This is a genomic window from Streptomyces sp. TLI_185 (assembly GCF_003814765.1).
Lineage (GTDB): Bacteria > Actinomycetota > Actinomycetes > Streptomycetales > Streptomycetaceae > Streptomyces.
Window position 1 is genome coordinate 5,142,021 of sequence record NZ_RKRB01000001.1, and the last position, 20,386, is coordinate 5,162,406.

Here is a 20,386-nt window from a genome sequence, read left to right on the forward strand (position 1 = left end):
GCCCTTCGCAGGCCAGAGGATGCGGGCACACGTTCTACGTCAACTCGTCGTGCGACCTCCCTCTCATCCGGCGTCGCGAGCGCAACCACTGCCCTTAGACTCCCTCGCGTGACACGTCGCGGGCCGGTTGGCAAGATGGCCCGAGCGGTCGGCAAGGTGCGGTAACAGGGAGGAAGCGTCTCGTGAGCAGCAGGCCATCCCGAGGCGCTGCTCGCCTCGCAGCCATACTCGACGCGCTTCCCGATGCGTTGGTGCTGGTCAACGCCAATGGGACCGTCGTCAACGCGAACACGATCGCGCTCGAGGCCTTTGAAGCGCCCGGGACCGCCCTGGTGGGTCGGGGGCTCCTCGATCTGCTGCCGCAGTTCGACTCCAAGCTGATTCCCGGCTCCATGCGGCGGCCCGATCACATGGACCCCGCCGGGCGGACCAAGCCGACCCGGATGATCGCGCGGCGGACCGACGGGGCCGAGTTCCCCGTCGAGGTCACCAGCGCCAACCTCGAGAACGGACAGCAGGCCTACGACGGTTACGGCTACAGCGGCGACGAGCTGCTGATGCTCGTCGTACGCGACCTGACCGGGACCGTGGACACCGAGGCCGAGCTGGCGCGTTCACAGCGGCAGACCGAGATGATCCTGCGGGCCGCGTCCGAGGGTGTGGTGGGGACGGACACGGACGGGCGGATCGTGCTCGTCAATCCGGCCGCCGCTCAGATACTGGGTTATCGGGCCAGTGATCTGGGGGGCAAGGAGCTGCACGGGCTCGTGCTGCATTCGCGTGCCGACGGGTCCCCGTTCCCGTACGAGGAGTCGGCGCTCGCCGACACCCTGCGCTCCGGGCGCAAGCACCGGGTGCGCGGGCAGGTGCTGTTCTCCAAGGGCGGGGACAAGGTCTCCGTCGATCTGACCACTGCTCCGGTGCGCGACGGGGACCAGCTCGTCGGTGCCGTGATGACCTTCGCGGACCGGCGGCAGTACGACGCGCTCGCCGAGGAGAAGGCCGCGGCCGAGAAGCGGTATGCGGAGGAACTGGAGCGGATCGAGGAGGAGCACGCCTCCGAGCTCACCGCTCTGCGTCAGAAGCACGTCACCGAGGTCGAGGAGCTGCAGGAGCAGCACGACGAGGAGCTCGCTGCGGGCGAGGAACGGTACGCCGCGCTCGGTGAGCGGGAGAAGGACCGGTACGAGGCCCTTGCCGGGCGGCACGAGCAGCTGCTGACGCTGCTGGGGCGGTCGCTGCGCGGACCGCTGGACGAGCTGCGGCGCGAGCTCGCCGCCCTCGCCGCCGACGACGCCGGGCAGCTGTGGCCCGAGGCCAACCAGGTCCTGCACCACCTGTCCGCCGGTTACTCGCGGATCACCACCCTCATCGACAACGTCCTCGGCTATCAGCTGCTCGACGCCGGGAGCGAGCAGATCACTCGTACGAAGGTCATGCTCGACGCCGTCGTCGCCGCCGGTGTCGACGGGGCCGTCGAGCTGATCGGGCCCGGGCGGGTGCAGTTCGCCGTGCACGCGCCGCCCATCGAGGCCGAGGTCGACCCGCAGCGCCTCGCCGGCGCGCTCGCCCATCTGGTCGCGGACGTCGCCGGTGTCGACGCGACCGGCAACGCGCCCGTGTCGGCGGGCGGTTACATGGACAACACGGTCGTCGTGGCCGCCGCGCAGCGCGGTGAGGTCGTCCGGATCGAGGTGCGCGGGCCGTACGGCGGGGGAGACCCGGTGCACGAGCCGATCGTGCGCGGGATCGTGCGGGCTCATGGCGGTGTGCTGCAGACGCACGAAGTGCCGGGGATGAGCGGCAGCGCGTATGTGCTGGAGGTGCCCATCGGGGGCGGGGCCGGGGCCGTTGCGGCCGACGTCCCGGTCGAGGCCTCGGGTGACGGGTCCGACGAGGGCGTCGGCTCCGACCAGACCTCCGGTGGCGGGCGGCGCCGCGCGCGGCGGTCCTCCGTCGACGCGTTCCTGGAGAGCGAGGCGCCGGGGGAGCCCGGTGACCCCACGGAGGCCGGTGACGCGGAGGGCGGTGTGCCCACCGGGCGGCGGCGCAGGCGTGCGGTCGAGGAGTCGGCGGCCGCCGCGGCCTCGGCCGGAAGTGCCCTGGAGCTTTCCGGTGGTACCGGGCGGCGGCGCGGGCGGTCGGCCGAGGGTGCCGGTGACGGTGTCGCCGAGGGTGCCGTCGTCATGGCCGGCGAGCACGGCGCCGGGACCGCGGCCGTCGGTACGGGACTGGGCGGGACCGTTCCGCCGCAGGGCGTACCCGCGCCCGGCGGCCGGCGTGCGCGACGTGACGGCGGCGAGCAGCATGCCCTGCCTGCGGCGCTGCCCGCGGGCCCCACCTCGGCCGAACAGGCGGTCAGGGCCGAGCAGGCCGTAGCCGCGCAGAACGCCGAGAGCGCCGAGCCGACCGGGCGCCGTCGCCGTGCCCTGGCCGCCGCGAACGAGCGCGCCGCCGCGCAGGAGGCGGCCCCGCGTTCGGTGTTTGCCCTGCCGCCGGCGGACGCGGACCGGTCCCCGGCCGCGGGTGCGAGTGCGGGTGCGCAGGGGCAGGCGCCGGTGCCTGTGCAGGCATCCGTACCGGTGCAGGGGCAGCCTCAGGTTCCGGGGCAGGCGCCCGTTCAGGTTCCGGGACAGGCGCCGGTTCAGGATCCTGTTCAGCCGCAGGTTCCGGTGCAGCCGCAAGTCCCTGTTCAACCGCAGGTTCCCGGGCCGCAGGTTTCGGCGCAGCCGCAGGTCCCCGGGCAGGGTGGCCAGGATGCTTCCGGTGACGCTCTGGTCGCCGACGGCCGGCACGACGCCGTTCCGCACGACCAGTCCGGCGACCACACTCCGCCGCAGCCGCATCCCACGAGCGCGCCGACGGGCCGTCGTCGTCGTGCCGTGGCGCAGCCGGGGGCGCAGGAGGCCGGCGGGCAGACCGCAGGGCAGGGAGTGCCGGTGCAGCAGGCCGCGCCCGTTCCCGCGCAGGCGGCCGCCGCACAGAACGGCACGGGCCAGGTCGCGCCTGCCGCACCGGCCGCCGCCGCTCAGCCGCTTCCCGCGGCACCCGTGGAGGCGGCTCCCGGTCAGTCCACCCCGGCCCCCGGCACCCCGCTCCCCCCCGAAGCTCCCGCGGCAACGGCACCGGCGCCGGCACGTCCCGCCCAGCCCCTCCCCGCCGAAGCGGCCGCCGCGCCCGCCGCACCGGCCGCCCCCGTCGACCCGAACTCCGCGCAGAGCCAGGCGATCAGCGTGCGGACCCTGGGCCAGGGGGTGCCGTTCACGCGGCAGGCCGCGCAGGTGCAGCAGCCGTCATCCACGCCTGCGCCGCACAACCCGAATGGTTCCGGCCGGCGCCGCAAGCTGGGTACGCGGACCGAGCCCGCCGCCGCGGCCCCGGAGCAGGCGGCCCGACCGCACCCGGCGGCCGAACAGACGCCCGTACCGGCGCAGCCCCAGCCGTCGATGGCCGGGCAGTCGCGGCTGGCGCAGATGACCGAGGGCACCGGGCGGTCGTACGCCATAGGGGCGCCGGACGAGAACGCGGCCGAGGGGCCGGAGCCGCTGGACGGTCCCGGCGGGGCCGTGGAGATCGCGGACACCCCCCGCCCGGTGCCGATGGACGACGAGCTGCCGCCGGAGCCGCTGGACAACCCGCGGCGGCTGCTGGTGTGGCCCGCGCCGGACGTGACCACCCAGCAGGCGCTGAGCGACCGCGGCTACCGGCCGGTGATCGTGCAGTCGCGCGAGGAGGTAGACGCACAGATCGCCGCCTTCCCCGCCGCGCTGTTCGTGGACCCGCTGACCGGGCCGATCACGCGGACCGCACTGCAGTCGCTGCGGCAGGCGGCGGTGGCGTCCGAGGTGCCGATCATGGTGACCGCGGGGCTCGGCCAGGCGACGCGCGAGGCGGCGTACGGCGCCGACCCCGCCGTACTCCTGAAGGCGCTCGCGCCGCGGGACAGTGAGCAGCATCCGCCGCGGGTGCTGCTGATCGAGGAGCATGCGGAGATCGCGCTGGCGCTGACCGCGACGCTGGAGCGGCGCGGGATGCAGGTGGCGCGGGCCGCGAGCGATGCGGACGCGGTGACGCTGGCGGGGCAGCTCAGGCCCAACCTGGTGGTGATGGACCTGATGCAGGTGCACCGGCGCCAGGCCGGGATCATCGACTGGCTGCGGGCGAACGGGCAGCTCAACCGCACCCCGCTCGTCGTCTACACCGCCGCCGTCGACCAGGCCGACCTGCCGCGGCTGGCCTCCGGCGAGACCGTCCTGTTCCTCGCCGAGCGGTCCACCAGCGGCGAGGTGCAGAGCCGGATCGTCGATCTGCTGTCGCGGATCGGGACCAACTAGCCCTCGGTACGGGCTACTTCGCGACGAGCCTGCGTGCCGCCTCCTTGATCGAGGTGCGCAGGCGGTCGCGGTCGGTGTCGTCGGTGCCCGCGAGGATGCGGCGCATCTGCGGGACGACGACGGCCCAGTTGGCCAGCGCGGTCAGCAGGAGGAGCAGGTCGCGGGGCGGGATGGCGTCGGTGATGACGCCGCGGGCCTGGCCGTCCTGCAGAGTCGCCACCTTGCGGCGGTAGTGCTCCTGGCGCTCGGCCTCGTCCGGCAGGTCGGTGGTGCCGTACTCCAGGCCCTCCCAGAACAGCAGGCGCAGCACCTCGGGATGGGTCTCGTGGTAGTCCATCAGGCGGTCGATCCAGCCCTCGATGTCGTCCGGGTCGACGGGGACGGCCGCGGCCAGGTCGAGCATGACCTTCTCCAGGACCTTGGTGAACAGCTCCGCCTTGTTGCCGAAGTAGGCGTAGATCAGCTGCTTGTTGGCCTTGGCCGCGGCGGCGATGCGGTCGATGCGGGCACCCGCGATGCCGTGGGCGGCGAACTCGGCGACCGCCGCCTCGAAGATCCGGGCCCTGGTGGCCTCGGGGTCTCTGACTGCCATGGGGGCAGGGTACCGCTCCGACTCCGGTAACCAACTATTTGGTTGACAGGGAATCTGCGGGTGGTGCACGGTGTTCTCATTCCAACCAACCAGTTAGTTGTTAGAGCTGGCTCGAAGGAACCCGAAGGAAGTCGAAGGAGTCCGTCCGCTCATGCCGTCCACCACCGAAGCCCAGCCGGTCCGGACCGCCGCCCCGGAGCCGGCAAGTGCGTCCCGCCTGTTCCTGCCCCTCATCGCCCTGTGCACCGCAGTCACGGCCGCCAACATCTACCTCGCGGCGCCGCTGCTCCCCCTGATCGCCCACGATTTCGGCTCGACCCCCTCGGCGGTCGCCTGGATCGCCTCGGTCGCGCAGTTCGGCTACGCGGCCGGGCTGCTCTTCTTCGCCCCGCTCGGCGACAGCGTGAACCGACGCCGTCTGGTCGCCGTCCTGTCCCTGGTCACCGCCGCCGCCCTGGTCGTCGGCGCCACGGCCGCCGGGACGACCGCGCTCGCGGCCGCCGTGCTGGTCGCGTCCGCGGCCACGGTGGTCCCCCAGCTCCTCGTCCCCCTGGTCGCCGCGCGTGCCCCGGCCGACCGCCGCGCCCGCCATGTCGCCGCCGTCATCTCCGGCCTGTTCGCCGGCATCGTGGCCGCTCGCGTGCTCGGCGGCCTGGTCGGCCAGGCCTTCGGCTGGCGGACGGCCTTCGTCGGCGCGGCGGCACTGACCGCCGTACTGGGTCTCACGACCGCGCTCGTCCTGCCCACGGAGACGCCCCGCCGCCAGGGCTCGCTCTTCTCGGGCCTCGCCGCTATGCCGTCCGTCGTGCGCCACTCGCCGGACCTGTGGCGCGCGTGCGTACGCCAGGCCGGGATGTACGGCGCCTGGAGCGCCCTGTGGACCTCGCTCGCCCTGCTGCTGACCGGCGGGTCCTACGGCCTGTCCACCGCGACCGCCGGTCTGTTCGGCCTCTTCGGGCTGACGGCGAGCGCGGTGGCGCCCCTGGCCGGCGGAATGGTCGACCGCTTCGGCGCCGCCAAGGTCGTACGGTCCGCGTATCTGCTCGCCGCCGTGTCCGTACCGCTCTTCTGGCTCGGCGGCCACATGATGGCCGCCCTCTTCGTGGCCGCGATCGCCGTCCACGCGGCCCTCGTCGCCTCCCACGTCGCCAACCAGACCCTCGCCCTCACCACGACCTCGACCCCGGCCACCGCCAACAGCGCCTACGTCGTCGCAGGCTTCGCCGGCGGCGCCGCCGCCTCGGCCCTGGCCGGCCTGGCCTTCGGCCACTGGGGCTGGGGCGGGGTGTGCGCGGTGGCGGGGCTGTGGCTGGTGCTGGGGTGGGGGACTACCGCGGTACGGCGGTGAAGGCCGCCGTGCGGCGGACCCGTCGGGGTCGTGCTGCGGGTCGAGATCGTCCGGTGACGCCGGACCGTGCGGCGGTGCGGCGGTGCGGCGGTGCGACAGCCTCGGCCCCCGTACGACGATGAGAGCCGCCGCACGACGGCGGACACCGCCGCGTACTGCGGGGCCGAGATCATACGGCGGGCCAAGGCGGTACTCCGGGCCCGAGGCGGTACGGCGGTTTCGGGCCCGTACGGGCAGCCCCGGCCCCCGCTACGACGATGAACGGCGCACGCCGCCGCGTACGGCGGGGGGCCGAGGCCGCTGTACGGCGGTGTCCGCGCCGTCTGCGGCCTCGGGGCCGTCTCTCAGAGCTTGGTGACGTCCAGCTCTCCCTCCGCGTACTGCCTGCGCAGCACCTTCTTGTCGAACTTGCCCACGCTCGTCTTCGGCACCGCCTCGATGATCGTCCAGCGCTCCGGGAGCTGCCATCTGGCGATGTGGCCCTCGTCGGCGAGGAACGCGCGCAGGGTCTCGAAGTCGGCTGTGGCGCCCTCCTTCAACACGACCGTGGCCAGCGGCCGTTCGCCCCACTTCTCGTCGGGGACGGCGACCACGGCTGCCTCGGCGACGTCCGGGTGGGACATCAGGGCGTTCTCGAGGTCGACGGAGGAGATCCATTCGCCGCCGGACTTGATGACGTCCTTGGCGCGGTCGGTGAGGGTGAGGAAGCCTTCGGTGGAGATCGTCCCGACGTCCCCCGTCTTCAGCCAGCCGTCCTCGCTGAACTTGTCGGCCGGACGCAGGGGTTCGGCGTCGGGGCCGTTGTAGTAGGCGCCCGCGATCCAGTTGCCGCGGACCTCCAGCTCGCCGGCGGACTCGCCGTCCCAGGGGAGTCGCTCACCGCCGGGGCCGCTGAGGCGGGCCTCGACGCCGGCCGGGAAACGGCCCTGCGTCAGGCGGTACGCGAACTCCTCCTCGGTGCCGACCGCATGGGCCGGCGGGCGGGCGACCGTGCCGAGCGGGGAGGTCTCCGTCATGCCCCAGGCGTGACAGACCCGCATGCCCAGCTTGTCGAAGGCCTCCATGAGGGAGGGCGGACAGGCCGATCCGCCGATGGTGACCTGGGTGAGGGAGGAGACGTCTCGCGGCTTGGCGGTCAGCTCGGCGAGCAGGCCCTGCCAGATGGTGGGGACGGCCGCCGCATGGGTCGGGCGCTCGGACTCGATCATCTCGGCGAGCGGCGCCGGCTGCAGGAAGCGGTCCGGCATCAGCAGGTTGACGCCGGTCATGAAGGTGGCGTGCGGCAGGCCCCAGGCGTTGACGTGGAACTGGGGGACCACGACGAGCGAGGTGTCCTGGTCGGTCAGGCCCATCGACTGGGTCATATTGACCTGCATGGAGTGCAGATAGATCGAACGGTGGCTGTACACCACGCCCTTGGGGTCGCCCGTGGTGCCGGAGGTGTAGCACATGGCGGCGGCCTGGCGTTCGTCCAGCTCCGGCCAGTCGTAGGTGGTCGGCCTGTCCGCGATCAGGTCCTCGTACTCGTGCACCTGGGGGCGGGCGCCCTCGAGGAGGGAGCGGTCGCCGGGGCCGGAGACGACGATGTGCTCGATCGTGGGCAGCTTCGGCAGAAGCGGGGCGAGCAGCGGGAGCAGCGAGCCGTTGACGATGACGACCTTGTCGGCCGCGTGGTTGACGATCCACACCAGCTGTTCGGCCGGGAGGCGGAGGTTGAGCGTGTGCAGCACCGCGCCCATGGAGGGGATCGCGAAGTAGGCCTCGACGTGTTCGGCGTTGTTCCACATCAGGGTCGCGACCCGGTCGTCCCCCCGGACGCCCAGTTCGTCCCGCAGAGCGTTCGCCAGCTGTACGGCCCGGACGCCGGCCTCGGCGAAGCTGCGCCGCTGCGGCTCGCCCTCGCCGGTCCATGTGATGATCTGCGACCGCCCGTGCACCAGCGTCCCGTGGGCCAGGATGCGGGTAACGGTCAGCGGTACGTCCTGCATCGTGCTCAGCACGGTGTCCTCCCGGGGCGACATTGCCTACGCGGCGGTGAGATCTGCGCTGATTCTGCTCACATACCGCGCGGTATGTCACTAGGTGCCGATGAACGATCCCGTCACGTCGGCCCCCAATAGCCACCAGGTCGGCCCTCGACGGGCACCAGGTAGCCGCATTACCGCACAAGCCCCAGCTCAGGATCCTCGCGCAACTTGCCCAGCGCGCGCGACACGGCCGACTTCACCGTCCCCACAGACACGCCGAGCACCTCGGCCGTCTGGACCTCGCTGAGGTCCTCGTAGTACCTGAGGACGACCATCGCCCGCTGCCGGGCGGGCAGCTTCTTGATCGCCCGCCACATCGCGTCGTGCAGTGCCTGCTGCTCGGCCGGGTCGTTCCCGCCGGGCACGGGCTCCGGCTCGGGCAGCTCCTCGCACACGAACTCGTCGACCCTGCGCTTGCGCCACTGCGAGGTGCGCGTGTTCAGCAGGGCCCGGCGCACATAGCCGTCCAGCGCACGATGGTCCTCGATCCGCTCCCAGGCGACATACGTCTTGGTGAGCGCGGTCTGCAGCAGATCCTCCGCGTCGCTCGGATTCGCGGTCAGCGACCGGGCGGTACGCAGCAGCACCGGCTGCCGGGCCCTCACGTACGACGCGAACGACGGATACGGGAGGGTCAGCGCCGCTGGCTCGGCAGCGGTCGAAGCGCTGGTGCAGACGGGTGTGGTCATGGATCCACGCTATGAGCGGGGGCACCTCCGGCTCATCGGCCGCAGGTCCCGAAGCCGAGTCCGCCTCAGGTTGTAGGGGTGGAGGTAGCTGCACCTCCTGTAGGTGGACGAGCGACCCCGGAGTACTGCGGGATGACCCCTGGGGGCCGCCCGGCCACCCGGGCCCCGGGACACGGCCGCTCAGCCGTCCGCGGTCAGGACCAGGCCGGATGTGGGCACGCCGGTTCCTGCGGTGACCAGGACGCGTCCCGCCCCCGGTATTCGGTTCACGGCCGTCCCGCGCAGCTGCCGCACTCCCTCAGCTATCCCGTTCATCCCATGGAGGTAGGCCTCCCCCAGCTGTCCTCCGTGCGTGTTGATCGGCAACGACTCCCCGGCCACGAAGCCCGCCGCCTCCCCCTTCCCGCAGAACCCGAACTCCTCCAGCTGCATCAGCACGAACGGCGTGAAGTGGTCGTACAGGATCGCCACGTCCATGTCGGCCGGCGTCAGCCCGGAGGTGCGCCACAGCTGCCGGGCGACCACGCCCATCTCCGGCAGGCCGGTCAGGTCGTCGCGGTAGAAGCTCGTCATCTGCTCCTGTGCGCGGCCCGCACCCTGGGCCGCCGCCGCTATCACGGCGGGCGAGTGGGGCAGATCGCGGGCCCGCTCCGCCGAGGTGACGACGATCGCCTGGCCACCGTCGGTCTCCTGGCAGCAGTCCAGGAGTCTGAGCGGTTCGACGATCCAGCGTGAGGCCGCGTGATCGGCGAGGGTGATCGGTCGGCCGTGGAAGTACGCCGCCGGGTTCGTCGCCGCGTACTTGCGGTCGACCACCGCCACCTGCCCGAACGCCTCCGGGGTCAGCCCGTATGTGTGCAGGTAGCGCTGCGCGGCCATCGCCACCCAGGACGCCGGGGTCAGCAGCCCGAACGGCAGTGACCAGCCGAGTGCCGCGCCCTCCGCCGACGGCTCCCGGTGCTGCACCCCGGAGCCGAAGCGGCGGCCCGACCTCTCGTTGAACGCGCGGTAGCAGACCACGACCTCGGCGATGCCCGTCGCCACCGCGAGCGCCGCCTGCTGGACGGTCGCGCAGGCCGCGCCGCCGCCGTAGTGGATGCGGGAGAAGAAGGACAGTTCGCCGATCCCGCAGGCCTGGGCCACGGTGATCTCCGGACTGGTGTCCATCGTGAACGTGACCAGCCCGTCCACGTCCCCCGGCGTCAGACCGGCGTCGTCCAGCGCGGCCCGCACCGCCTCCACGGCCAGCCGCAGTTCGCTGCGTCCCGAGTCCTTGGAGAACTCCGTGGCCCCGATGCCGGCGATCGCGGCCCGCCCGCCGAGGCCGTCCCGGGTGCGGACGCTCATCCGGCACCTCCGGGGCCTTCCGCGGGGACGGTGACCGTCACCGTGGCCGTGACATGGCTGCCGATGCCGTTCGCCCCCACGACCCGGACCGTCGCCGTATCGCCGTCTGCCTGCTCGACGACTTTCTCCACCGTGCCCGTCAACACCATCGTGTCTCCCGGGTAGTTGGGCGCGCCCAGCCGTATGGCGACTTTGCGCAGCTCTGCCGTCGGGCCGAAGTGGTCGGTGATGTAGCGGCCGACCAGGCCGTTGGTCGTGAGGATGTTCATGAAGATGTCCGGGGAGCCCTTCTGCCGGGCCAACTCGGCGTCGTGGTGCACGTCCTGGTAGTCGCGGGAGGCGATGGCGCCCGCCACGATCAGGGTGCGGGTGATCGGGATCTCCAGCGGCGGCAGCTTCTCACCGGCCCTCATACGTCCTCCTCCTCCCGGGCGCGGAACACCGGCAGCACCAACTCCTCGTCGTACACCTGGAATTCGAGCCGCACGGGCATCCCGATGCGCACCTTGTCGTACGGCACTCCGACCACGTCGCTGATCATCCGCACGCCCTCGGCGAGTTCTATGAGGGCGACCGCGTAGGGAGGGGAGAAGGCCGGGAAGGGCGGGTGGTGCATGACGACATACGAGTACACCGTGCCCTCACCGCTCGCCTCGACCGTGTCCCAGTCCGGGCCGCCGCACTTGTTGCAGCCCGGCAGCCAGGGGAAGCGGAGGGTCTCGCAGTCGGTGCAGCGCTGGATGAGCAGTCGGTGGCGCTCGACTCCTTCCCAGAAGCCGGCGTTGTCGCGGTTGACGACCGGCCGCGGGCGCCGGGCGGGCTGCTCGGGCTTAATGCGGCGTGCGGGGGCGTACTTGAGGATGCGGAAGCGGTGTGTGCCCACGAGAGCGCGGCCCGCCCGGACGTCCGTCCGCGTCGTGACGAAGTACCCCGTGCCCAGCTTCGTCGTCTTCTGCTCCGACACGGTCTCGATCACTGTGTCGAAGGTGATCTCGTCCCCGGGACGCAGTGGTCGCACGTACTCCTGCTCGCAGTCGGTGGCGACGACGGAGGTGCAGCCCGCCTCGTCGAGCAGGGTGAGCAGTTCGTCGTAGTCCCCCGTGCGTCCCTCGTGGCCGGAGAGGCCGCCCATGGTCCATGCCTGGAGCATGGTGGGAGGAGCTATGGCGTCGGGGCCCGCATAGGCCGGATTGGTGTCTCCCATGGCCTCGCACCAGTGCCGGATCATGGGCGTGTTGACGGGATCCCTGCCTCTGCCGGAAACGGCGGCGCGCCGCCCCTCGTAGGTCTTCAGCCGTGCCCCCAGCTCGTCCTCGCCCATCGTCGCCCCCTCGTCGTCCCCTGCATCGCCCATCGCACTGACACTTCTGGTACACCGCAGCCGCCGAGCGGGTTCCCGCGTTCACCGCCAGAGTTTCTGACTGTCCGTCAGATAAAGTTCACTGTCAAGGTCGGCAACCCAGACGCGGAAACGCCTGCGCGGCGGCACCGAAGTACCGCCGCGCAGACGCCCTTGCACCCCAGAACACCCTGACCTCTCGGATCAGGGCAGTCGGCTCACCACAGTTCGGTGAAGTTGATGGCCACGTTCCTGTTCCCCTGGTTGACGGCCGTGAACGCGGAGCCCTTGACCTGGGCGGTGTTGCTCTGGTTCGAGGCGCCGGAGCCGACCGCGTTCTGCTGTGTGGTCGAGGAGTTGCCGTTGTTGTCGAGCCCGACACCACTGCCGACGGCGCTTACGACACCCGCGTTCGATCCGTTGTCCGCGATGGCGCCGTTGTCCGCCGTCGCGACGCCGGCGAACAGTGCGGCCGCCAGCGGAAGGGCGGAGACGGCGGCGATGACGCGGGCGGTACGGATGCTTGCCATGTTTGTTCCTCCAGAACACCAACGTGAAGTACGGCTGATACCAAGGCAGTTGGCCGACCACCCCGGTGCTGTGCACGACGTCGCAAGATCAGAGTTGCCCACCGAATCCCCGGCGAACCACCCCGGAAGGCACTATTCCTCCTCAAGTGCTACGACAAGTCGATAAACCCCTATCGCGACTTCCAACCCTCAGTCAGGGCAGTCCGGGCACCTCCGCCCCAAGCGCCACAAGGGGTGCAGCCGGTCGGCACTTTTCCGGCCAACCTCCGCACCCCGGCGCGTCGAGGCCGACCCCTCTTCCCTTTTTCGAACGTGTGTACGAACATGGAGGCATGGCCACCACCGACCGGCAGGCCACGACGCTGGCCCTCGCACACGCCCTGTCAGCCGCCGAGCGCGGACTGGCCGTCATCCCCCTGTCCCGGACGAAACTCCCGGCCCTGCGCTCCCCCCACCGCGACGACCCCGAGCCCCAGCCCTGCCACGGCGAGTGCGGCCGCCTCGGGCACGGGGTGTACGACGCCTCGACCGACCCTGCACGCATCCGCGAACTGTTCGCCGCGGCCCCCTGGGCGACCGGCTACGGCATCGCCTGCGGCCTTCCGCCCCACCACCTCATCGGCGTCGACCTCGACACGAAATCCGGTACGGACTCCTCGGCAGCCCTGCGCGAACTCGCCCTGCGCCACCTGTTCACGATCCCCGAGACGGTCGTCGTCCTCACGCCCAGCGGCGGCCGCCACCTCTGGCTGAGCGGCCCGCCCGACGCCGCCGTCCCCAACTCCGCCGGCCGCCTCGCCCCCGGCATCGACATCCGCGGCGCCGGCGGCTACCTCGTCGGCCCCGGCTCCCGCACCGACCACGGCGTCTATACGGCGGCGCCCGGCACGGCCCACCTCGCGCCCGCCGCCTGCCCGCCGGCCCTCCTGCGTCTTCTGCTCCCGCCGCCCCGCCCGGTCCACCCCTCGACGCACCCGTCAGCCGGGGACCACGGCCAGGGCCTCGTCCAGTTCGTCCTCGCCGCACACGAGGGACAGCGCAACACCCGCCTGTTCTGGGCCGCCTGCCGCGCATACGAGAACGGCATCGGACCGGCCCTGGTCGCGCCCTTACTGGACGCGGCCCTCAACACCGGACTGTCGGAACGCGAGGCACGGGCGACGATCGCGTCGGCCGCGCGGATGACGGGGCACCGGCCGTGAGGCCGGACGAGACACAGCGCACATGAGCAGAGGACGTCCATGCACGACCGCCCCAGAGCGCGGACCATGTCGCTGGCCCGCGTGGTCCTCTCCTCCGGCCGCTGCGTCGACCTCGCCGAGCTGCGGCTGTCGTCGACGTACGGGGGAATGCCGGAGGACTGCCCGGGCTATCCCTGCAAGCCGGTCAACGACATGGTGATCAAGGGCCTGCTCGGCACCGCCGCGCGCACGTCCCCCGCCACCCCGGTCCACCTCGTCCCGCCCCCGCGCGAATACCCGGACCAGTACGCGGGCGCCTTCGGCCCCGTCGAGGTCCTGCCGTCCGTCGCCTGCGTCGGCTCCTTCCGCTCCACGGCACTGGACCCGTCCCACGACCCGGTCGTCTACCACTCGGCCTTGACGGTCATCTGGTTCCAGCCGACCGCCCGGGTGCCGTGCGAGTGCGATGCGGAGGGGACGTTGCGGGGGTTGGACTGGGAGGGCTTGGCGCGGGACCAGGAGCTCTAGCAGCCCGGTATCCGGTTCGGATCCTGTCGATCCGCGAGGCGATCACCCCCGTGACGCCCTGTTCGCCGTTGATGTCTAAGGGGCCCACGCAGAGAGCCGTGGTGCCGGAATCGTTCCGGCACCACGGCTCAACAACCAGCGGTGGGTGTGGGATTTGAACCCACGGTGACATCGCTGCCACGACGGTTTTCAAGACCGTTCCCTTAGGCCGCTCGGGCAACCCACCCCGCTGCCGCCCACCTGGGGCGGAGCGGGTACAGCGTACCGGCCCCGCGTGTTTGGTGCGGGCCGTGGTCCGCAGCGGGGCCGAACCGCGAGGTCAGCTGTCGCCCTGCCGCGCGCCGAGGGTGAGCTGGACCGTGTGGGACTTGCCGCCGCGTTCGTAGGTGATCGTGACCTGGTCGCCGGGCTTGTGCGTCCAGATCTCGCCGATCAGGGTGGGGCCGGAGTCGATGACGTGGTCGTCGAGCTTGGTGATCACGTCGCCGGGCTTGAGGCCCGCCTTGTCGGCCGGGCCGCCGGACTCGACCGCTGCGGCGCCGCTGGCGCCCTGCTCGGTGATCTTCGCGCCGCTCGAGGAGTCCTCCAGGGAGACGGACGCGCCGATCTTCGCGTAGACCGGCTTGCCGGTCTTGATCAGCTGCTGGGCGACGTACTTGGCCTGGTTGATCGGGATGGCGAAGCCCAGGCCGATCGAGCCGGACTGGCTGGTGCCGCCGAGGCCGCCGCTGCCGGTGGACTGGATCGCGGAGTTGATGCCTATGACGTTGCCCGACGCATCGAGCAGCGGGCCGCCGGAGTTGCCCGGGTTTATCGAGGCGTCCGTCTGCAGGGCGCTCATGTACGACGCGTTGCTGCTGGTGCCGTCGCTGGAGGCCACCGGGCGGTTCTTCGCGCTGATGATGCCCGTCGTGACCGTGTTGGACAGGCCGAAGGGGGCGCCGATGGCGATCGTCGAGTCGCCCACGGCCACCTTGTCGGAGTCGCCCAGGGTCAGGGGCTTGAGGTCCGACGGGGCGTTCTTGAGCTTGATGACCGCCACGTCGTAGCCCTGCGCGTGGCCGACGACCTCGGCGTCGTACTTCTTGCCGTTCGCGAAGGTCGCCGTGAGCTTGCCACCGTCGACCGCCTCCGCGACGACGTGGTTGTTCGTGACGATGTGGCCCTGGGTGTCGAAGACGAAACCGGTACCGGTGCCGCCCTCGCCGCTGGTGGACTCGGCCTCGATGGTGACCGTGCTGGGCAGCGCCTTGGCGGCCACGCCGGCGACCGTGCCCGCGTCGCGCTTGACGTCTCCGCCGCTGGTGGAGGCGGAGACCGTGGTGGAGCCGGTGTTGTCGTCGTTGTTCTTGGCCAGGGTGTAGCCGAGTCCGCCGCCCAGGCCGCCGGCCACCAGCGCGGCCACCAGGATCGCGGCCACGAGACCGCCGCGGCCGGACTTCGGGGCGGGCTGCTGCTGGTACGAGGAGCCCCAGCCGGAGCCCGCGCCGCCGGCGCCCGAGTCGGAGTAGGAGGGCATGGCCGGGGGCGGCCAGGAGGCGTCCGGGGCCGAGCCTGCGTGCGGCTGCTGCTGCTGCTGCTCCTGAGTGTGCTCCTGCGCGCCGGGGGCGCTCGGAGGTACCGGCGGAAGCGGGGCCGTCCGGTCGCTCCCCTCGGGGGCGGCGGGTGCCGAGGGAGTGGGAGCGTCCACCGGCACGGGGGGTGCGGACGGGGCCGGGGGTACCGCGGTGCCCTCGTTCTCGGTGCTCACAGCTTCTCTCCTCGGTCCACGGCTGTTGTTCTCGGTCGCACTCGGTCACGCTCGTTCACGTTGGTCGACGGTCCGGCGCGATGCAGCTGCGCATGTTCTTTTGTATGCCGTCAGCTTTTCCCATGAGCCGTCAGGGCACCATAAGCGGTGCCTGTGGGTCCGGGGCCATTCTTTATATAGGCCATGACAGGCAAAAGGGGCGCAATCTATGCTCCTCCGATCGCACGACTACCCCCCTGCGGTGGCACCATGACGCGGTGACCCACTCACGCCGGCACCGGATTCAAGTCGTCGCCCACCGCGGAGCCTCCGAAGAGGCCCCGGAGCACACCCTGGCCGCATACAAGAAAGCGATCGAGGACGGTGCGGACGCCCTCGAGTGCGATGTACGCCTGACGGCGGACGGCCATCTCGTCTGCGTCCACGACCGTCGCGTCAACCGTACGTCCAACGGCCGGGGCGCGGTCTCGGCGCTGGAGCTCGCCGACCTGGCCGCCCTGGACTTCGGTTCGCGCAAGACTCGGGAGCTGTGGCGCACGCGCGACGAGGAGCCCGACTGGGAGTTCCGGCCCGAGGACCGGGAGGACACCTCCGTACTGACCCTGGAGCGGCTGCTGGAGCTCGTCGCCGACGCGGGGCGGCGGGTGGAGCTGGCGATCGAGACCAAGCACCCGACGCGGTGGGCAGGGCAGGTGGAGGAGCGGCTGCTGATGCTGCTGAAACGGTTCGGGCTGGACGCCCCGGCGTCGGCCGCCGAGTCGCCCGTGCGCGTGATGAGCTTCTCGGCGCGCTCGCTGCATCGCGTGCGTGCCGCCTCGCCGACGCTGCCGACGGTCTATCTGCTGCAGTTCGTCTCGCCCCGGCTGCGCGACGGACGGCTGCCGGCGGGCGTCCGGATCGCGGGCCCCTCGATCCGGATCGTGCGCAACCACCCCGCATACATCGAGCGTCTGAAGGCGGCCGGCCACCAGGTGCACGTGTGGACGGTGAACGAGCCCGAGGACGTGGATCTCTGCGTCGACCTGGGCATCGACGCCATCATCACCAACCGCCCGCGCGCGGTTCTGCGCCAGCTCGGCCGCTGAGCGACGTTCCGCACCGTTCGTCACTCCGTGTCGTCATTGTTCGCCACTGGTAAAGACCTGTGAAGAACCCTTGACCCACCCGCCACTCGGGCACCATTCTCCAGACTCGGCCACAGTCGAAATCCAGCCACACGACTACGGGGAGTGCCCCGGCGCATTCGCTCCGTATTTGATCGTTGCGAATGCGTCACTGAACGTGGATTGGCCGGTTTCCGGTACAGGCCAATGGGGCATCCACACCGTGGCGTGGGGCAAAGGAGGTCTCGGGGGTGGCGTTGGTGGTGGCACAGGAGGTGCCCACGTCGTCGAGCATGGCCGTACCCCATGGCCCTGCGGGCGTGGGGGAGGCGCGACACCGTATGCGCGAGCAGTTGCGCTCGGGCGGCGTGTCGGACGCCGTGATCGACGATGCCGTACTCATTCTTTCCGAACTCTTGAGCAACGCGTGCAAGCACGGCCGACCGCTGGGCGACGCCCTGGCCGGGGACGGCGACGTGCGGGCCGCATGGCGCGTGGACCTGAGCGGCCGGCTCACCGTGGAGGTGACGGACGGCGGCGGGCCCACCCGCCCGGCTCCGGCCACGCCCTCGGTCACCGCGCACGGCGGCCGCGGGCTGAACATCATCACCGCGCTGGCCGACGACTGGGGCGTACGGGACGACGCCCGGGGCGAGGTCACCGTGTGGGTCGTCGTCCACGAGGACGTCCACGACCCGGACGCCGGGCTGCGTCGCGACGACTTCGCTACGCGCGTCACCGCACCGACGGTGTCGAGGATTCCGGCGATGCCGGGCCTGGACTTCGCGGATGCGTTCGACGACCTGGACTGAACACCTGGCTGTCCACAGGTCCCCGTGGCTCACGGCGTGAACGGCTAGGCTCCCGCCGTACCAGACGAGCCGTAACCGGGAGACACCCACGATGGCCAAGAAGCGACCCCAGACGAAGGCCAAGCGCCCGCAAATCACGGACGGGGCCCGCGCCGTAGGCGCTGATGGAGAAGTTCCGGTCGTCGGCGCCCGCGAGCCCTGTCCGTGTGGCAGTGGCCGCCGCTACAAGGCCTGTCACGGACGGGCCGCCGCACACGCCGTGACCGAGCTGGTGCACCGTCCCTTCGAGGGACTTCCGGGCGAGTGCGACTGGGTGGCGCTGCGTGAGCTGGTGCCGGCGGCCACGGTGGAGCTGCCCCTGAAGGGCGGCCTGCCCGAGGGCGTCCCGTCCCTCACGCTGGCGACGGTGCTGCCGATGGCCTGGCCTGCCCTGCGCCGCGACGACGGCTCGGTGCTGCTGGGTCTGCAGAACGACACGGCGTCCGGCGACATCAGCCGCGACCTCGCCGACACCCTCCAGCGCGCGCTGACCGCGGAGCCCGGCACGCCGGTCGAGGGCCGGCGCGCCCCGGCCGACGGTCCGCGGCTGCAGGATCTGCTCGATCCCGAAGGCGTGTTCGAGCCAGTTGTGCACAGCGGCTTCGAGTTCTGGGTCCCGGACTCCGAGAACGCCACGCCGGAGGTGGCCGCCTCCCTGGAGCGGGCCAACGCCGCGGCCATCCCGACCGCCAAGCTCACCGGGGTGGACGCCGCGTACTGGTGCGAGACGCCGGACAAGAACCACCTGCGCTGGGTCATGCCGCACCCGGAGGAGCAGCTTCTGGACGCCCTCGCGCGGCTGCACGCGGCGGGCCGGTCGAACCTCGGTGAAGGCACCCGCCTCGTGGGTTCCTTCCGCGCTCACGGGCTCACCGTCCCGGTCTGGGACCTGCCGAGCGGGGTCGGCGCGGACGACATCGAGAAGCCGGCGGCCGAGTTCGCCGAGCGCCTCGCGGCGGCCCTCGCTTCGGATGCGCCGCTGACGGCCGACGAGCGCCGGGCGCGCGGCGGCCTCACCAACCGGCAGGTCACGCTCAGCTGACGAAGAGTGACGAGATCGGGTTCGGCTGACCGACCGGTCAGCGGAAGCCGGTCTTTCGGAATCGGTGACTCCGCTCACAAGTCCCGCTGGGAACAAGCAAATACGTGACTGGAAAGCCCGGATCGAATTTGCGAACCGCGGATCTCTTGTTACCGTTCGAGTAGCCCGGTTGCTGGTGCATCCCCCGTCGCCAGCAACCGGGTCTTTTCATGCGCGCGATTCCTTTACGGAATACGGCCGCCCGTCAACTGCCGTGGGATGTCCCGGAGTTGCTCCCGGAGCGCAGCAGCAGCGGACCGCGCCCGGCCTGCCCCGCGAACTCCGCGACCGCCGTGTAGCCGTCCAGCGCGCCCCGGGTGTGCTGCCGGGGTGTCTCGCACATCCCCGGCTCGTCCTCGGCGCCCACGGTGCAGCTCAGCTGCACCGTGCGGCCACCGGGCCCCATGAGACTCAGGGCGGAGTCCAGGGCCTTGCCGGTCACATTGCGGTAGTAGGTGCGCGCCCAGGTGTCCTCGCCCTGCGTGAGCACACAGGTCTGTGCCTCGACGCCGTCGGGGGAGGTGAGTTCGGGCCCGCAGCGCATGGCGGTGGCCAGGCCGAGATCGAGCAGCAGGGGAGAGCGGTCGGGGGTGACGGAGGGCGCCTTGGCGTCCTGGGGGCGCGGGGAGGCGCGTACGGATTCGCGTGCGGGGGCGCGCACGACGGTGCGCCCGCCGTCGCCCGCCGGTCCAGCGGATGCCACGGCCAGCGGCAGCGCGACCGCGCACGCCACTACGCCCGCCATGGCGAGCAGACGGATTCGGGGGTCTGGGGGATTTCCCCCAGAATGATGCAGCATGTTCGGAAGATAACGAGCCCACGCGCGCGTGCTGTCCCGCGCGCGCCGGACACCCCTACAACTCGGGGGCGCTCACACCCGTACGAGTGAGGGCCTCGACCGCGGCGTCCACCACGGCCTCGACGTCGGGGACCCAGGGGGAGGCGGAGCCGGGCAGGGGTGCGCGCTCCCAGCGGATCTCGCCCTCGCCGGTCTCGGACGGGGGCAGGGCCACATAGCCGCCCTCGCCGTGGAAGCGCAGGGAGCCGGGGACGAAGTCCTTGGCGTAGAGCAGCTCGCCCAACTGCTCCATGGTGTACGGCTTCACGAGGATCGCCCAGCGGCTCGGCGAGGCGACGACCGGGCCGAGGCGCATGCCCATGCGGTCGAGTGCGGTGAGGGCGTGCGAGGCCGCGAGGGCCGGCATGCTCACCGCACAGGGGGCCTTGCCGCCGGTGGCCAGGATGACGGGTGCGGCCGGCCGGTTGCTCCACCACCAGCGCACCATCCGGGCGTCGGTGGTGGCCGCGAGGAGGCCGGGGTCGAAGGGATGGGCGCCGGGCACCGTGCACTCCGCGTCGGGGCAGCCGCAGCGGGAACGCGCCTGCGGGTCTGCCGCCACACCCGGGAGTACGGGCCACTGCCATTCCGTCGCGAAGGTCAGGGCCGCGCTGATCAACTCAGGCCTTCCGTCGCTGCGCTTGGACAGGAGCCTGCGTCGCCTTCCGAGGATCTCGCGCATGAGCGCTCGTTCCTTTCCGTTGCACCGCTGGCAACACCGTGGGGGCCACATCACACCATGTGTCGATCACTTCACTGTGCGTACCTGTTGGCGCATCACACCCCTGCCCTGGGCAAGGGGAACCCCTATGGGCCGAACGTTGACTGCATCCGCGGCGGCCTCGTCC

17 protein-coding genes and 1 tRNA gene are annotated in these 20,386 nt (G+C 71.6%); 7 read left to right on the forward strand and 11 right to left on the reverse strand.

Features of this window, described 5'->3' with window-relative positions; all coding sequences use genetic code 11:
* Positions 1-182: 182 nt before the first annotated feature.
* Complete coding sequence (locus EDD92_RS23650) at positions 183-4,334, forward strand: PAS domain-containing protein (protein WP_123966156.1); 4,152 nt, start codon at positions 183-185, stop codon at positions 4,332-4,334.
* 13 nt (positions 4,335-4,347) lie between these two features.
* On the opposite strand, the gene EDD92_RS23655 is transcribed toward EDD92_RS23650, so the two are convergent.
* The gene (locus EDD92_RS23655; RefSeq protein WP_030938682.1) at positions 4,348-4,926 is read right to left on the reverse strand and encodes a TetR/AcrR family transcriptional regulator; all 579 of its coding nucleotides are present in this window, start codon (positions 4,924-4,926) and stop codon (positions 4,348-4,350) included.
* Between the two features lie 151 nt (positions 4,927-5,077).
* On the opposite strand from EDD92_RS23655, the gene EDD92_RS23660 reads away from it, so the two are divergent.
* On the forward strand, positions 5,078-6,274 hold the full coding sequence (locus tag EDD92_RS23660) for an MFS transporter (RefSeq protein ID WP_123966157.1): 1,197 nt from the start codon (positions 5,078-5,080) through the stop codon (positions 6,272-6,274).
* A gap of 344 nt (positions 6,275-6,618) precedes the next feature.
* On the opposite strand, the gene EDD92_RS23665 is transcribed toward EDD92_RS23660, so the two are convergent.
* The 6 genes from EDD92_RS23665 to EDD92_RS23690 all read right to left on the reverse strand — a co-directional run bounded on the left by EDD92_RS23665 (position 6,619) and on the right by EDD92_RS23690 (position 12,206).
* Positions 6,619-8,274, reverse strand: a complete 1,656-nt coding sequence (locus tag EDD92_RS23665) for a long-chain fatty acid--CoA ligase (RefSeq protein ID WP_399183804.1) — start codon at positions 8,272-8,274, stop codon at positions 6,619-6,621.
* Between the two features lie 158 nt (positions 8,275-8,432).
* A complete protein-coding gene (locus tag EDD92_RS23670) occupies positions 8,433-8,990 on the reverse strand; it encodes a SigE family RNA polymerase sigma factor (RefSeq protein WP_099929996.1) in 558 nt (185 codons plus the stop codon).
* Positions 8,991-9,170: 180 nt separating this feature from the next.
* Positions 9,171-10,337 carry a lipid-transfer protein gene (locus EDD92_RS23675; protein ID WP_123966159.1) on the reverse strand — a complete coding sequence of 389 codons (1,167 nt, stop codon included), beginning with the start codon at positions 10,335-10,337 and terminating at the stop codon, positions 9,171-9,173.
* Positions 10,334-10,750: a MaoC family dehydratase gene (locus tag EDD92_RS23680; protein ID WP_123966160.1), complete on the reverse strand. Its 417-nt coding sequence runs from the start codon at positions 10,748-10,750 to the stop codon at positions 10,334-10,336. The genes EDD92_RS23675 and EDD92_RS23680 overlap by 4 nt, the downstream gene beginning before the upstream one ends.
* On the reverse strand, positions 10,747-11,691 hold the full coding sequence (locus EDD92_RS23685) for a bifunctional MaoC family dehydratase N-terminal/OB-fold nucleic acid binding domain-containing protein (RefSeq protein ID WP_260326710.1): 945 nt from the start codon (positions 11,689-11,691) through the stop codon (positions 10,747-10,749). Before EDD92_RS23685 ends, EDD92_RS23680 begins: the two co-directional genes overlap by 4 nt.
* 203 nt (positions 11,692-11,894) lie before the next feature.
* On the reverse strand, positions 11,895-12,206 hold the full coding sequence (locus EDD92_RS23690) for a hypothetical protein (RefSeq protein ID WP_123966161.1): 312 nt from the start codon (positions 12,204-12,206) through the stop codon (positions 11,895-11,897).
* Positions 12,207-12,538: 332 nt separating this feature from the next.
* On the opposite strand from EDD92_RS23690, the gene EDD92_RS23695 reads away from it, so the two are divergent.
* Positions 12,539-13,408, forward strand: a complete 870-nt coding sequence (locus EDD92_RS23695) for a bifunctional DNA primase/polymerase (RefSeq protein ID WP_123966162.1) — start codon at positions 12,539-12,541, stop codon at positions 13,406-13,408.
* A gap of 39 nt (positions 13,409-13,447) precedes the next feature.
* Positions 13,448-13,915 carry a hypothetical protein gene (locus EDD92_RS23700; RefSeq protein ID WP_123966163.1) on the forward strand — a complete coding sequence of 156 codons (468 nt, stop codon included), beginning with the start codon at positions 13,448-13,450 and terminating at the stop codon, positions 13,913-13,915.
* A 139-nt stretch (positions 13,916-14,054) separates the two neighbouring features.
* On the opposite strand, the gene EDD92_RS23705 is transcribed toward EDD92_RS23700, so the two are convergent.
* A tRNA-Ser gene (locus EDD92_RS23705) sits at positions 14,055-14,141 on the reverse strand.
* A 93-nt stretch (positions 14,142-14,234) separates the two neighbouring features.
* Positions 14,235-15,665 (reverse strand): S1C family serine protease, encoded by a 1,431-nt coding sequence (locus EDD92_RS23710; protein ID WP_123966164.1) that lies wholly within the window; start codon positions 15,663-15,665, stop codon positions 14,235-14,237.
* A gap of 257 nt (positions 15,666-15,922) precedes the next feature.
* Between EDD92_RS23710 and EDD92_RS23715 the strand changes: the two genes are divergently transcribed.
* From EDD92_RS23715 to EDD92_RS23725, 3 genes are all read left to right on the forward strand, one after another.
* The gene (locus tag EDD92_RS23715) at positions 15,923-16,750 is read left to right on the forward strand and encodes a glycerophosphodiester phosphodiesterase (protein WP_123966165.1); all 828 of its coding nucleotides are present in this window, start codon (positions 15,923-15,925) and stop codon (positions 16,748-16,750) included.
* 269 nt (positions 16,751-17,019) lie between these two features.
* Positions 17,020-17,580: an ATP-binding protein gene (locus tag EDD92_RS23720; RefSeq protein WP_185124108.1), complete on the forward strand. Its 561-nt coding sequence runs from the start codon at positions 17,020-17,022 to the stop codon at positions 17,578-17,580.
* A gap of 91 nt (positions 17,581-17,671) precedes the next feature.
* Complete coding sequence (locus EDD92_RS23725) at positions 17,672-18,661, forward strand: DUF5926 family protein (RefSeq protein ID WP_123966167.1); 990 nt, start codon at positions 17,672-17,674, stop codon at positions 18,659-18,661.
* Positions 18,662-18,905: 244 nt separating this feature from the next.
* On the opposite strand, the gene EDD92_RS23730 is transcribed toward EDD92_RS23725, so the two are convergent.
* Positions 18,906-19,499, reverse strand: a complete 594-nt coding sequence (locus tag EDD92_RS23730; protein ID WP_123966168.1) for a hypothetical protein — start codon at positions 19,497-19,499, stop codon at positions 18,906-18,908.
* A gap of 55 nt (positions 19,500-19,554) precedes the next feature.
* Positions 19,555-20,220 (reverse strand): bifunctional DNA primase/polymerase, encoded by a 666-nt coding sequence (locus EDD92_RS23735; RefSeq protein ID WP_123966169.1) that lies wholly within the window; start codon positions 20,218-20,220, stop codon positions 19,555-19,557.
* Positions 20,221-20,386 lie beyond the last annotated feature (166 nt).